Source organism: Limnospira sp. PMC 1279.21, from assembly GCF_032349615.1.
In the GTDB taxonomy this organism is placed as follows: Bacteria; Cyanobacteriota; Cyanobacteriia; order Cyanobacteriales; family Microcoleaceae; genus Limnospira; species Limnospira fusiformis.
In genome coordinates this window covers 1-801 of sequence record NZ_JARPLU010000461.1, presented here as the reverse complement: position 1 = coordinate 801, position 801 = coordinate 1, and the positions used below count along the sequence as shown (strand labels likewise).

The 801-nt window shown below is 48.1% G+C and carries 1 protein-coding gene; it reads right to left on the bottom strand.

Going from position 1 to position 801, the window contains the following annotated elements:
• Positions 1-460: 460 nt before the first annotated feature.
• Positions 461-727, bottom strand: a complete 267-nt coding sequence (rpmA, locus tag P5683_RS25430; protein ID WP_006615800.1) for a 50S ribosomal protein L27 — start codon at positions 725-727, stop codon at positions 461-463.
• Positions 728-801: the final 74 nt, after the last annotated feature.

The following is an 801-nucleotide window of genomic DNA, read 5'->3' as shown; positions in this document are numbered from 1 at the left end:
GGGGGCTGTCATTTTGGGTCTTCTGTAGATATCCTTGCCATTATACGTCCTAACTGTTCTGTCTTGTGCTATATATTTCGGCATTTAACTCGCTTGTTGTGTACTCGTCTAGCTTAACGCAATTGTTGACCTTTGTCAATCGTTGTTCAGTGAATTGCCTAACAGGAAGAGTCTCTCCAAATCGCACTGTCTTAACCCCTTAAAACTATTTAACGATTCGGTTCTAGAGCCGGGAACTAGCACGCATTCCAGGGTAGGAACTTTAACTCTTGCTCTGAACGTAGCCAGTTACGGCTATAGCTGGTCAGCTATTCTGTTGCGGGAGGCACGAAGCCCCCGTGCTTCAGGCGGGGGTGCTGACTACAATATTTCCCCGAAAACTGAAAAAACCGGACACTTATGGAGTCCGGTTATGGAAAAAATATCTGACGAGGCTGGTGGGAAACCCGCCCTACTATGGCTAGGATGCCACTTCTACGGGATAAACGCTGACTTTCTTGCCGCTTTTCCCCCGGCGCTCAAATTGCACAACTCCATCTACTTTGGCAAATAGAGTATCATCTTTGCCAATGCCTACATTGTTCCCAGGGTGGAACTTACAGCCGCGCTGACGCACGAGGATATTACCTGCACTGACTACTTGACCGCCATAGCGTTTGACTCCCAAACGCTGGGCGTTAGAGTCGCGACCGTTACGGGTGCTTCCTGTTCCTTTCTTATGAGCCATGATCTTCTCCTAATTAACCTGATCTGATACATTTACGCGACATTTTTCCGGTTGTTCCCGGACAATGCGACGAT